Origin of the sequence: Maribacter polysaccharolyticus (assembly GCF_028882255.1) — a bacterium.
GTDB classification, from domain to species: domain Bacteria; phylum Bacteroidota; class Bacteroidia; order Flavobacteriales; family Flavobacteriaceae; genus Maribacter_A; species Maribacter_A polysaccharolyticus.
The window spans coordinates 51,645-64,014 of the sequence record NZ_JARBUY010000003.1 but is presented as its reverse complement, the minus strand read 5'-3'; the positions used below and the strand labels follow the sequence as shown (position 1 = coordinate 64,014).

The following is a 12,370-nucleotide window of genomic DNA, read 5'->3' as shown; positions in this document are numbered from 1 at the left end:
AATACGGCCCCGTCAATTCCAATCCTTTATGTGCATTTATATAACAAATCCCAAAAGGTCCCAAGACTTGACCAAAAGGGTGGAAACGATACTTCTATTGCAATATGCCCGTGTATTTGCTTTCATTGGCCAACAATTCCTTGGCGGCCAAAATCGCCTCGTCATGGGTTAGGTAATAGGTAAATAAGCCTTCCCTATAGAAGTACCTTTTGATGATTTCATCCTCTAATTTTTTCTTGATTTCCTTTTCGAATCGATCCAAGGCGGTAACCTTGCTTTTTTCGATCTCTGCCAATAGGGATCTGTAGTTATCTTGTACCGAGGCTCCAAGAATATCATCGTCTTCGTTGGTCATGGCTTCCAAGATCACCTTTTCCGTTTTCGTTTCATAAGGAAAATTACCTTGGGCAACAAATGACTTGAAGTCATTGAAATCGGCATCCGTAAAGGTAAAATCACCTAATTGTTCCAATGCATTGGTATAGTGGTAATCGGTGGCATAATCAAAAATGACATTGTTTTCTTCCAAGGCCTTTAACAAGGAGTTCGAATTCAGTTCATCAATGAGAACATCAGGTAAAACCCCACCACCGTCCTGTACTTTACGGCCGTTTCTTGTTTTGAATTCATTGAATTGTGTTTGACGTACGGCATTGCCATTTTCATCCCTGTTCCAATAATCCAAGGATTGTATACATCTCCCAGAAGCAGTATAATAGCGACTTATGGTCACTTTCAATTGTGTTCCGTAGGTAAGTTTCAAAGGTCGCTGTACCAAGCCCTTACCAAAACTACGGGCCCCCATGATTACCGCACGGTCCAAATCTTGAAGGCTCCCTGAAACGATTTCACTGGCCGAGGCACTGTTTCCGTTTACCAAAACCACTAGGGGGATTTCCGTATCTACCGGATTATTTTTGGTCCGGTATTCCGAATTGAATTTTTTAACCTTCGATTTGGTGGTCACGATCAATTCGCCCTTTGGAACAAAAAGATTGGTCACGTTTATGGCTTCGGATAACAGGCCACCCGGATTTCCACGTAGGTCCAGAATAATCCTTTCAGCCCCTTTACCTTTTAGGTCGAGCAGTGCCTCTTTGGTCTGTTCAGAAGCTTTGGCATTGAATTTGGCCAGGACGATAAAACCTGTTTTGTCGTCTACCATGTCATAGAAAGGCACGGCATCGACTTCTATGGCTTCCCGTTTTATTTGGGTGGTATGGGTCTTACCTTGTCGTTTATAGGTGATTGCCACTTCGGAATTATTGGCCCCTTTAAGGAGTTCACTGGCATTGTCATCAAAATCGGCAACATTGATATTACCGATTTTCACTATTTCATCCCCGGCTTTCAAACCTGCTTTGTCCGCAGGGTAATTTTTGTAAGGTTCTATGACCAACAAACGATCGTCATAGGAACGTACCAATGCCCCGATGCCGGAATATTCACCGGCATTGTTTATTTTAAACGCCTCAACATCCTGCTCATTCAAGAATTTGGTATAAGGATCCAATTCGTCCAACATGTTCTTGATGGCAGTGTCCATCAATTCCGCGGGATTGGTCTCATCGACATAATTCATGTTCAGCTCTTTAAAGAGCGTGGTAAATATCTCTATTTGTTTCGCTATTTCGAAAAAATCGCTTTTGATGAAACCACTACCAACGAGGATAAAAGTAATCGCCAGTACGGGAATCAACACTCTTTTCTTAATCAACTTTCCCATTATCGATTTTTTTTAGAAATTTTTGAAGAATGGCCAACATGCCTTGTTCAACCTGTTTGAAAGTGGGCATCTCTTTGCCAATATATAAAATTAGAAACGTATAGTTTCCCTCACTATTGTTAAAAACCAAATGTTTGTTGAGTCTGTAATTTTCCCGAAGCAACCTTTTTATACGGTTTCTTTTTACAGCACTTTTAAAGTTCTTTTTAGGAACGGCCACCCCGGTCTTGAATCGCGTATCCATGGGCTCGTCCACTTTTAGATAAATGAGTCTTAATGGGAAACCCGAAACGTGCTTTCCTTCTTTAAAAAGCCGCTCTATCGACTTCTTGCTTTTTAACTTCTCATTTTTTGGAAAAGAAAAGTTATTTTTTTCTGCGTTATTCGTTTTTATGGAACTTTTACTTAATGGGGTAACCCCCAATTTAATACACCCATAAAGACACTCTTTATGCTGTACTGCAAAAGTAAAAAAATAAGTCGTACCGCCTTTTATGACATTTGTCATTTGTACACAGAACAAAAAGGTTCTATCTTGTATGTATTAATGCTTAATTTGGAATAACAAGAAGACTTTAATAGAATTATAATGGGAGAATTGAATGTTGAGAAATTATTTGGCAACCCGAATAAGGGGTTGTATCTAAATCAGCTTTTGGCCGATATAAAGGCACTTGAATTGATGCTCGAGAATGATATGTTCGAGAAAGACATTTCGAGGGTCGGTATTGAGCAGGAGTTCTGCTTGGTAAACGAGGAGTGGGAACCTGCGCAGAATGCAGATAAGCTATTGGAAGAATTGGATAGGAAGTATTTCACTTCCGAATTGGCGCTCTACAATCTAGAGATCAATATGGAGCCTGTGGAATTGAAAGACGAATGTTTTTCCGAGTTACACGACAAGCTTAACGGACTTTTGGATCAGGCCAAAGCGGTTGCCGAAAAATACGACACCAAATTGGTGCTTACGGGGATTTTGCCCACCATAAGATCGAAACACCTCAAAATGGAGTACATGACGCCTGTAAAGCGGTATCAAGTACTGAATGAAGCCATTACCGAGATACGTAAAAACGATATAGAATTGCATATTAAAGGGGTAGACGAGCTGAACCTTAAGCACGACTCCATACTTTACGAAGGCTGCAATACCAGTTTTCAAGCCCATTTACAGATCGATCCGAACGACTTTGCCGAAACCTATAACTGGGCACAGGCCATTGCAGGACCGGTATTGTCCATTTGTACCAACTCCCCGTTGTTGATCGGGCGGGAACTTTGGGAAGAAACGCGTATTGCGCTATTTGCCCAAAGTGTGGATACCAGGGCAAGTACTTTTATCCTTAACGAAAGGGAATCACGGGTAGGTTTCGGTAATGAATGGGCCCAAGGATCCGTAGTCGATTTCTTTAAGGACTCCATAATACGATTCAGGAGTTTGCTGACCACAGATTTCGATACCGATAGTATAACGGAATTGGAACAAGGGACCATTCCAAAATTAAAGGCCCTGAACGTGCATAATGGCACGGTTTATAAATGGAATAGGCTGTGTTACGGGACTACGGATGGCAAACCCCACATACGATTGGAAAACCGGTATTTACCATCGGGTCCTACTACCATCGATGAGATAGCCAATATGATGTTCTGGGTCGGACTCATGAAAGGGAAACCCAAAGAGTTCGATAATATCCATACCAAAATGGATTTTAAGGATATTAAAAGTAACTTCTTCAATGCAGCCCGGTATGGTATGGCGGCCCAATTCTATTGGGACAATAAATTAATATCGAGCCACGATTTGATCCTCGACCATTTGTTGCCGATGGCCTATAGAGGGTTGTACAGTATGAACGTGGCCCCTAAGGATGCCGAAAATTATTTAAGGGTTATCAAACACCGTGTAGAATCTATCAATGGTTCCCGATGGATGGTCGAAGGGTTCCGAAAATTGCGAAACGACTTTAAGGTTTCCGACTCCTTGAAAATATTGACCGCTACCATTTATGAGCGGCAGCAAAAAGGGTATCCCATCGATGCATGGGAATTACCTAGGGGTGATGAGTTTATCGTTCCCAAAGAAAACAGGAAAATTGGGGAACGCATGAATTTGAAAATGATAACCGCCCAGGAAAACGATAGTTTGGAGTTGGTATTGAGTATGATGAAATGGAAGAATATACACCATGTGCCCATTCTTAACAACCATATGGATCTGGTGGGTCTCTTGACCTGGACCGATGTTGTCAAATATTTGGATCGCCCTGAGGACCATGGGGAGACTATCGAGAATATCATGCAACGCGATTTGATCATCGTTGACCCGGCTACCCCCTTGGAAGAGGCCAAAAGTATCATGGAGAAGAACAAGATCAATTGTTTGCCGATAGTTCGGGATGAAAAACTAATAGGTATTGTAACCAGTAAGGATTTATGACCTATGATCAATACCCTGGATCCCAAGTATGAAGTAAAGGCCAAGCGTATTATCGGTCAGATCCATGGGAAACAACCAGGGCCTATATTGATTTTCTTCGGGGGCATTCACGGTAACGAACAGGCAGGCGTTACCGCTCTCGAAAATGTTATCAAGGAATTGGAGCAATCGGATCATTCCTTCCAAGGAAGTCTTTATGCCATAAAGGGGAATTTGCCCGCTTTGGTAAAAGGTAAAAGATTTCTGGATAAGGATTTGAACAGGATTTGGACAACGCCCGAAATCCAAAAGATCAAAGCCAGGAATCCCAAGGGCCTCTTGAACGAAGAGCGGCAATTGCTAGAGATCCTAGATCTGGTCCAAGGTATTTTGGAATCTGGTAAGGGGCCGTTCTACTTTATCGATTTGCATACCACATCGAGCAAAACCCTGCCTTTTATCACCATTAACGATGCGTTGATCAATAGAAGGTTCTCAAAGCTATTCCCGGTACCCATTATTTTGGGGATCGAGGAATATTTGGAAGGGCCCTTGTTGAGCTTCATCAATGAAAAAGGCTATGTTTCCTTAGGATTCGAATCTGGTCAACATACCGAAGATGTGGCCATCAAGAACAGCATAGCTTTTACTTGGTTGGCCATGGTATACAGTGGTTTTTTGAAAAAAACAGACGTCAAGAACATTAAAGGGCATTATGAACAACTTCAAAAATCCGCGGAAAACAACTCAAATTTCTATGAAATAAAATACCGCCATGCCCTTAAAGACAGTATGGGATTCAAGATGATGGAAGGGTTCCGTAGTTTTGAGGAGGTTGTGGAGGGAACCCCCATAGCCATTGAGAATGACGAATTCATAGAGGTGGAAAAAGATACCATCCTCTTCATGCCCCTTTACCAGGAACAAGGAGAGGAAGGCTTCTTCCTAATCCGTAAACTGCCGACTTGGGTACTCGGCCTTTCCGCTTTTTTACGAAGGATCAGGTTTGGATCCTTGTTGCAATTCTTACCGGGACTTTCATGGGCCAATAAGGAAAAGGAATCCCTATTGGTCAACACCAAGGTCGCTTCTTTTTTCACAAAACCTTTTTTCCACCTTTTAGGCTATAGAAACCGTGTTATCGATTCGACCCATTTTATTATGAACAACCGGGAACTTACCGCAAAAAATGCCATGTACAGAAATACGTGGTGGTATCGCATAACGACCCGAAAATCCCTTTAACACAACCTATAAAACCGATCTTTTTTACTCTTCGGCCTGCCACAAATTGTTTTCCAAATCTACATCGGCCATCAATTGTGAGGGATCTATCATAATTGCGGTTATATCCTCTATGGGTTTATCTACCGTAAAGTCGTAAGTGGGATATGCCCATGGCCAATCCGCTAGGGTCGTCCGTGTAATACCTTCGTAGGGGTTTTCTTTTTCACCATACATCATGCGAAGTGGCGCATAGAGGGTTTCCCGTGTACCGTCGGCGTAGACCACCAGGATGTCCAAAGGCATGGGCATGAGTCCGATCCTTTCCAAGGTGATTTTTGTTTTTTGGCCTTCCGGTGTCACCTCTTTTATCCCATAATCGATCGTATTGGTAGTCTGTGTCCAATCCGTCAGGTACCAGTCGAGCTCCATTCCCGAGACTTTTTCGGCCGTCCGCTTGATGTCGTTGGGGGTAGGGTGTTTGAATTTGAAATCGTCGAAATATTTTTTAAGGGTTTCCATTAATTTGTCCTGTCCTATGATATAACCCAATTGGGCAAGGAATACGGCGCCCTTGCTATAGGCCGTTACCCCATACGCAAAGTTATTGTCATAGCGGTCGGCATGGGTGGTCTGTGGTTGTTCCTTACCCGAAAGCGCCAATCTACGATACCCATTATAGGCATTTTCAAAAGGATTCTCTTTGTTTTGCTCCATGATCTTGTTCATACATAGGGTCGAAATAAAAGAGGTAAACCCTTCATCCATCCACTCATGTTTGGATTCGTTGCTGGCCAAAATATGTTGAAACCAGGAGTGGGCCATTTCGTGGGTCATGACCCCTACCAAGCTGCCGAATTTACGTCCCCCGGTAATCAAGGTACTCATGGCATATTCCATACCCCCATCACCCCCATGGATCACCGAATACTGATCGTAAGGGTATTTGCCGATGTTCTTACTGAAGAATTCCATGGCCTCCGCGGTTTTGGGCTGTAATTTCTTCCAGTTTTCTATAATCTCCGGGTCGTTTTTATAAAGGAAATGGAGCATGGGGCCATCTTCCATTTTTAGGGTATCGTGTATGTAATCGGGATCTGCGGCCCACATGAAATCATGTACCATAGGGGCTTTAAAATGCCAAGTAAGTGTCTTCCCCTTTACTTTTTTGACCTTGGTGCCCGGGGCTTCATACCCATGGCCTATTTCTTGCGCATTTTGGAGATAACCCGTTCCGCCCACAACATAATCCTTATCCAAGGTCAGTTTTACGTCAAAATCGCCCCATACCCCATGAAATTCACGGGCGATATAAGGATCGGCATGCCATCCTTCAAAATCATATTCGGCCATTTTAGGGTACCATTGGCTCATCGATAAGGCTACGCCTTCGGCATTATTCCGCCCAGAACGGCGAATCTGTACGGGAACTTGACCTTTGAAATCCATCTCAAAAGTGGTTTTACCCCCAGATGGGATAGGCTTGGCCAATTCAACGACCAAAACAGTACCTTCTTCCTTGAATTCGACACTTTGTCCGTCCTGTGATAAGGAAGTTACATGTAAGTATCCTATTTCTTCGGGTGTCAATGCAGCAATCCTACTTTTACCTTCCTCTACCATCCTACGATCGGGATCCTCGATACTTTGAAGACGGATGTCCATTTCACTTCCGGGTTGGAAGGCATTGAAAAACAAGTGGTAATACACCCGGGACAACGCTTCCGGAGCATTGTTCGTATAGACCAATGTCTGCTTTCCGGTATATTGATAATTTTTGACATCCATATCGACGTTCATGGTATAGTCGACATGTTGTTGCCAATACGGAGTATTGTTTTGGGCTTGCCCAAATACAAAACAAGACAATAGGGTTAGGAAAAGGATGGTTTTTTTTGATTGCATAGTTATATCGAGGATTTAGATTTATTTACCACGGGCTATTTGTTGGGCCATGATCAATGCGTTGTAGGCATTCACAATTTTACCCGAGGTACAAATTTGATGAAATGTGCTGACATTGTTGGTGTCCCCTCCTAGTAGGATTGCGGTTTTGGTACTAAGTCCAGACTCCAAAATGATTTTCTTTATTTGGGAAGCACTTAGACTTGGATATTGCGACCAAACCAAAGCGGCTACGCCAGCCACTGCAGGTGAGGCCATGGATGTACCTGGCATAAATTCATATTCGTTATGGGGTATGGTAGAATAAATATCGGTTCCCGGAGCAAAGATATCAACATTCACTTTCCCATAATTCGAATAAGAGGCTACCATTTCAGAACCAAATTTAGGATCCAAGGCGCCTACGGTGATTACATTATCCGCAAATTCCGGACCGTTGTTGATTTGGTCGTTGGGAAAATTAGGGTTTTTGGGGTCATCCAGATCAACACCATCGTTACCGGCTGCATGAACGATCAATACGTCCTTTTCTGCGGCATATTTTATGGCATCGTACACCCATTCGGCATTTGGGGAATACGACTTCCCGAAACTACAATTGATGATCTTTGCCCCATTATCAACGGCATATCGTATACCTAAGGCGATATCCTTGTCATATTCATCTCCGTTGGGAACGGCACGGATACTCATGATTTCCACATTATTGGCTACCCCTCTGGCTCCTATGCCATTATCCCTTTCGGCAGCAATGATACCGGCAACGTGGGTACCATGACTTTCGTCCTCAACCCTGTTCTGGGGGTTTCCGTTTCCATATTTGGTATCCATGATGTCGTAGGGGTCGTCACCCACGACTTTTCTTCCGTCAAAATCAACATTAAGGTTATAATTCAACTGATCCGTAAAATGATTTATTCCGCCTTCGAGTTGTTCCATTATTTCAGGGATGCTATCCGCAAAACCCAACATTTGCGTCAAAATGGCCACATTTCTTTGCATGGTTGCATCCGTTGTTTCAATAGCGGCAAGATCTTCTTTGGTGTATTCCGTTTTGCCCAAATGTTCTTTTACGGCAGCATCGGCACCTTTTACGGCCTGGTAGATCTGCTCGTACTGTTGTTTGTTGGCAAGTGCCTCAGGGTATTCTTTGTCCAATTCGGCTTTGGCTTTGGCCTGTAATTCGGCATCCCCGATTTTTAAACGAACGATCCTGGCATATTCCAATTGTTCATTATAGGATTCCCCCAAAAGGTTATACCCATGAATGTCGTCTACAAAACCATTTTGGTCATCATCAATATTATTGCCCGGTTTTTCTTTGGTATTCGTCCATAGCACATCGTCTAAATCCTCATGGTCAAGGTCGATACCCGAATCCAGGACAGCGACGATGATCTTCGTTCCTTTCTTGTTACCGATAAGTTCGCTATAAGCTTTGTCAACGCTCATCCCCGGAATGGTGTCGGTAACCAAATCGGCATGGCTCCAGGATTTTTTTTGATTTTCGGTTATTTCCGCGATTTTCAGCGGCATGGAATCAATGTTTTCAATGGGGGTTGAAACCAAGGTGGTTGCACCACAACCCATTAAGATACTCGCTGTGAAAAACCCCAGTAGGGATTTGGACATATGATGTTTCATTTACTGTATTGAATTAGTGTTTGTAGTTTATGTTCAAAAAAGTTTTATCGAATGTTGTGAAATCCTTCACGTAGTGCATTAACCGAACAATTCATCAAAAGTGTATATTTTGTTTAAACGAGCCCCTCTTTCCGTGCTTTTAAGGGTACATATTTGATGGTGTGCATCGTGTTCCAAGAACAGATAGTATTCATCGGTTACGGCCTTGTCCACAAATTCCTGTTTTTCCTTTAAGCTCAATAAGGGTCGGGTATCATAACCCATTACATAAGGCACGGGGATATGGCCTGTTGTGGGAATAAGATCGGCGGCAAAGACCACGGTTTTCCCCTTATATTGAATAAATGGAAGCATTTGTTTGTCGGTGTGCCCGTCCACGAATAAGATATCAAAACCCAATTCGGGACTATGGATAAAGGAGCTATTCCCCCGATCCACGAATTTCAGCTGTCCACTTTCTTGTATGGGCAACAGGTTTTCCTTTAAGAACGAGGCTTTTTCACGCATATTGGGTTTGATCGCCCATTGCCAGTGGTCTTCATTGGTCCAAAAGTGTGCATTTTTAAAGGCGGGTTCGTAACCCGTTCGGTCTTTGTTCCATTGAATACTCCCCCCACAATGATCAAAATGCAGGTGGGTCATAAATACATCGGTGATATCATCGCGGTGAAAACCATATTTTGCCAAGGATTTATCCAAGGAATGGTCTCCCCATTGGTGGTAATAACCGAAAAATCTATCGGACTGCTTGTTCCCCATACCGGTATCGATGAGAATCAATTTCCCGCCATCCTCGATCAAAAGGCTTCGAGCGGAAATATCTATCATATTGTTACTATCAGCAGGATTGGTTTTGTTCCAGATAGCTTTGGGCACAACCCCGAACATAGCACCGCCGTCTAATTTAAAATTACCGGTTTCTATAGGATATAATGTCATATGAGGGAATGGTAAAAAACTGCAAATTAATAAAAGCTAGTGGTTTATTTATGGGGTCCCCCGTATAATTAATAGTTTTTAACAAATCGTACTGGCATTTCCCGTCTTTGGGGCAAATCGGGATTTTGTTATCCTTTGATATGCCACGGGTCATGAGCTGCGGTAAAAGCACCGATCCTTTTGGATGGAATGGCTTAGACGGAATGGCCGGGAAAAGACCCGGATACTTTGGGAAAATCCGCGGGGTATAAATTGTACATTAAGTAAGAAAGAGGTATTTTTCGTTAAAATTTGATGCATGATTGAATTAGCAGGGATCGTAATACTTGGAATAATAGCACAATGGGTCGCCTGGCGTTTGAAATTACCGGCCATTTTGCCCCTAATATTGATAGGATTACTAGTAGGACCTGTATCTACCCTTTTATCCGAGGACGGGAGTAAATTGATCGAACCGATCTGGAACGGTAAAAAGGGATTGTTTCCCGGTGAAAGCCTTTACTATTTCGTTTCTTTGGCGATCAGTATCATTTTATTTGAAGGGGGATTGACCCTTAAGCGGTCCGAAGTGAGTGAGGTAGGGCCCGTAATCACGAAATTGATCACGGTGGGTTCAGTGGTTACCTTTTTCGGTGCCGGTTTGGCCGCGCATTATATTTTTGGACTTACCTGGCAAATGTCTTTTCTATTCTCCTCATTGATCATTGTTACGGGACCTACGGTAATAACCCCGATCTTAAGGAACATTCCCTTGAAAAAAGATGTTTCCGCAGTTTTGAAGTGGGAAGGTATCCTTATAGACCCCATTGGTGCGTTGGTCGCGGTATTGGTGTTCGAATTTATCAGCGTAGGGGAAGGGGAAGCCTATACCATGACCGCTTTGATCGAGTTCGGGAAAATCCTGCTTTTCGGTTTTACCTTTGGATTTACGTTTGCACACGGTTTGGCTTTTGCCATAAAGAAGAACCTCATTCCCCATTATTTACTCAATGTGGTTTCCTTATCGGTGGTATTATTGGTTTTTGTGGAATCCGATATTTTCGCCCATGAATCGGGACTGTTGGCGGTAGTGGTCATGGGTATGGTCCTGGGGAATATGAATTTGCCCAATATTAAGGAGCTTTTGTATTTTAAGGAGTCGCTGAGCGTACTGCTGATATCCATTCTTTTCATCTTATTGGCCGCCAATATCAACATGACCGATCTTGAACTGATCTATAATTGGAACACCGTAATATTATTCCTGATCATCGTCTTTTTAGTTCGGCCCTTGGGGGTTTTCCTGAGCGCTTGGGGCTCCAATCTGAAATTCAACGAAAAACTGTTCATTGGTTGGGTTGGCCCAAGGGGTATCGTCGCTGCGGGTATCGCATCACTTTTCGGGTCTAAACTGATGTTACGGGGGGAGACCGATGCGGAATATATTACCCCTTTGGTTTTTATGATCGTTTTGGGGACGGTCTTACTCAATGCCACTACGGCACGGTTGTTCTCAAAGGCGGTAGGGGTGTTCCTTACAAAATCGGATGGTATCGCCATTATCGGGGCCTCTAAGGTTTCCCGGTTGATCGGGCATTATTTGAAAAAGAACAATAGGCATGTAGTGCTGATCGACAATAACGAAGCCAACATCAATAAGGCAAAGAAAATAGGGCTCGAAGCTTTTACGGCGAATATCTATTCCGATACCCTTACCGATAATATTGAACTGAACGATGTTGGATATCTTATGGCTTTGACCGGGAACTCCGACATCAATAAATTTGCCATTAAGAAGTTCGAAAAGGAATTCGGTGAAAATGGTTCGTTCCGTTTGTTGGATTCCGATGAAATGAACGACCCTGATAAAAATCCCGAGGAAGGCCTGTTTTCACAGACCGATGATTTCATCAAATTAATGGAGGCCGCAAGAAGATACCCGGCCATACATGAAATTACCTTGAATGGCCAAGAGCATTATCGGGATCTAATCAAAATTGCCGGTGACGATAACGATATCATCCCTATTTTTCTTAAAACCCATGATGGGGAATTAAAGATCATATCTTCGAACAGCGATCACTTCAAACAAGTGAAAAAGGGATATAAGCTGGTCTATTTGGGGAAAATGTTCGATATCGACGAGTCGGCCCTTAAAGCGGAGGTACAGCAGTAAGATCTAAAATCAAAGGGTCGGGCCACTGACTGTAAAACGGTTTGGCGTAAGGGGGCTGCTTTTGAAGTGCGTAAATGGACTACCCGTTAAAAGGTTCTGCCTTTAAGACGGTCACGCTGATATCCTCGAGTTTTATTTCATAATTGTTGCCGGCCACCATATTGAAGAAATGAACGGATGATTCTCTCTTGATCTTATCGCCAAGCATGGCGGTATCGATTTCACCACTTTCCTGTCGCCACAAAAAAACCGAATTTTCCTCTACTTGGATAATGCGGTGCTTGGCCGTAAACTGAGCAATATAAAGCGTCATTGACTAAGGGAATTTCGCACAAAGATACGGCGGAATTTTGAATTT

General features: G+C 43.0%; 9 protein-coding genes. 3 read left to right on the top strand and 6 right to left on the bottom strand.

Annotated features, from left to right (window positions below; all coding sequences use genetic code 11):
- Window positions 1–94 precede the first annotated feature (94 nt).
- Both PHU20_RS09945 and rnpA read right to left on the bottom strand, forming a co-directional pair.
- On the bottom strand, window positions 95–1,726 hold the full coding sequence (locus PHU20_RS09945; protein ID WP_274825221.1) for a S41 family peptidase: 1,632 nt from the start codon (window positions 1,724–1,726) through the stop codon (window positions 95–97).
- Window positions 1,710–2,234, bottom strand: coding sequence for a ribonuclease P protein component (rnpA, locus tag PHU20_RS09940; protein ID WP_338040887.1), 525 nt, complete (start codon window positions 2,232–2,234; stop codon window positions 1,710–1,712). Before rnpA ends, PHU20_RS09945 begins: the two co-directional genes overlap by 17 nt.
- A gap of 81 nt (window positions 2,235–2,315) precedes the next feature.
- Between rnpA and PHU20_RS09935 the strand changes: the two genes are divergently transcribed.
- Both PHU20_RS09935 and PHU20_RS09930 read left to right on the top strand, forming a co-directional pair.
- Complete coding sequence (locus tag PHU20_RS09935; RefSeq protein WP_274825220.1) at window positions 2,316–4,166, top strand: glutamate-cysteine ligase family protein; 1,851 nt, start codon at window positions 2,316–2,318, stop codon at window positions 4,164–4,166.
- Window positions 4,167–4,169: 3 nt separating this feature from the next.
- Window positions 4,170–5,390, top strand: coding sequence for a succinylglutamate desuccinylase/aspartoacylase family protein (locus PHU20_RS09930; RefSeq protein ID WP_274825219.1), 1,221 nt, complete (start codon window positions 4,170–4,172; stop codon window positions 5,388–5,390).
- A gap of 24 nt (window positions 5,391–5,414) precedes the next feature.
- Here PHU20_RS09930 and PHU20_RS09925 read toward each other — a convergent pair whose 3' ends face one another.
- The 3 genes from PHU20_RS09925 to PHU20_RS09915 form a co-directional block, all read right to left on the bottom strand.
- Window positions 5,415–7,274: a M1 family metallopeptidase gene (locus PHU20_RS09925; RefSeq protein ID WP_274825218.1), complete on the bottom strand. Its 1,860-nt coding sequence runs from the start codon at window positions 7,272–7,274 to the stop codon at window positions 5,415–5,417.
- 21 nt (window positions 7,275–7,295) lie between these two features.
- On the bottom strand, window positions 7,296–8,918 hold the full coding sequence (locus PHU20_RS09920; protein WP_274825217.1) for a S8 family peptidase: 1,623 nt from the start codon (window positions 8,916–8,918) through the stop codon (window positions 7,296–7,298).
- 78 nt (window positions 8,919–8,996) lie between these two features.
- Complete coding sequence (locus tag PHU20_RS09915; protein WP_274825216.1) at window positions 8,997–9,857, bottom strand: MBL fold metallo-hydrolase; 861 nt, start codon at window positions 9,855–9,857, stop codon at window positions 8,997–8,999.
- A 298-nt stretch (window positions 9,858–10,155) separates the two neighbouring features.
- On the opposite strand from PHU20_RS09915, the gene PHU20_RS09910 reads away from it, so the two are divergent.
- The gene (locus PHU20_RS09910) at window positions 10,156–12,012 is read left to right on the top strand and encodes a cation:proton antiporter (protein WP_274825215.1); all 1,857 of its coding nucleotides are present in this window, start codon (window positions 10,156–10,158) and stop codon (window positions 12,010–12,012) included.
- 79 nt (window positions 12,013–12,091) lie between these two features.
- Here the strand turns inward: PHU20_RS09910 and PHU20_RS09905 are convergent, their stop codons facing one another.
- Window positions 12,092–12,325, bottom strand: a complete 234-nt coding sequence (locus PHU20_RS09905) for a GTP-binding protein LepA (protein ID WP_274825214.1) — start codon at window positions 12,323–12,325, stop codon at window positions 12,092–12,094.
- Window positions 12,326–12,370: the final 45 nt, after the last annotated feature.

Coding starts and splice junctions, on each gene's coding strand:
- PHU20_RS09915 (WP_274825216.1), bottom strand. CDS start 9,857: ATGACATTATATCCTATAGAAACCGGTAATTTTAAATTAGACGGCGGT.
- PHU20_RS09935 (WP_274825220.1), top strand. CDS start 2,316: ATGGGAGAATTGAATGTTGAGAAATTATTTGGCAACCCGAATAAGGGG.
- PHU20_RS09920 (WP_274825217.1), bottom strand. CDS start 8,918: ATGAAACATCATATGTCCAAATCCCTACTGGGGTTTTTCACAGCGAGT.
- PHU20_RS09945 (WP_274825221.1), bottom strand. CDS start 1,726: ATGGGAAAGTTGATTAAGAAAAGAGTGTTGATTCCCGTACTGGCGATT.
- PHU20_RS09925 (WP_274825218.1), bottom strand. CDS start 7,274: ATGCAATCAAAAAAAACCATCCTTTTCCTAACCCTATTGTCTTGTTTT.
- PHU20_RS09905 (WP_274825214.1), bottom strand. CDS start 12,325: ATGACGCTTTATATTGCTCAGTTTACGGCCAAGCACCGCATTATCCAA.
- rnpA (WP_338040887.1), bottom strand. CDS start 2,234: ATGACAAATGTCATAAAAGGCGGTACGACTTATTTTTTTACTTTTGCA.
- PHU20_RS09910 (WP_274825215.1), top strand. CDS start 10,156: ATGATTGAATTAGCAGGGATCGTAATACTTGGAATAATAGCACAATGG.
- PHU20_RS09930 (WP_274825219.1), top strand. CDS start 4,170: ATGATCAATACCCTGGATCCCAAGTATGAAGTAAAGGCCAAGCGTATT.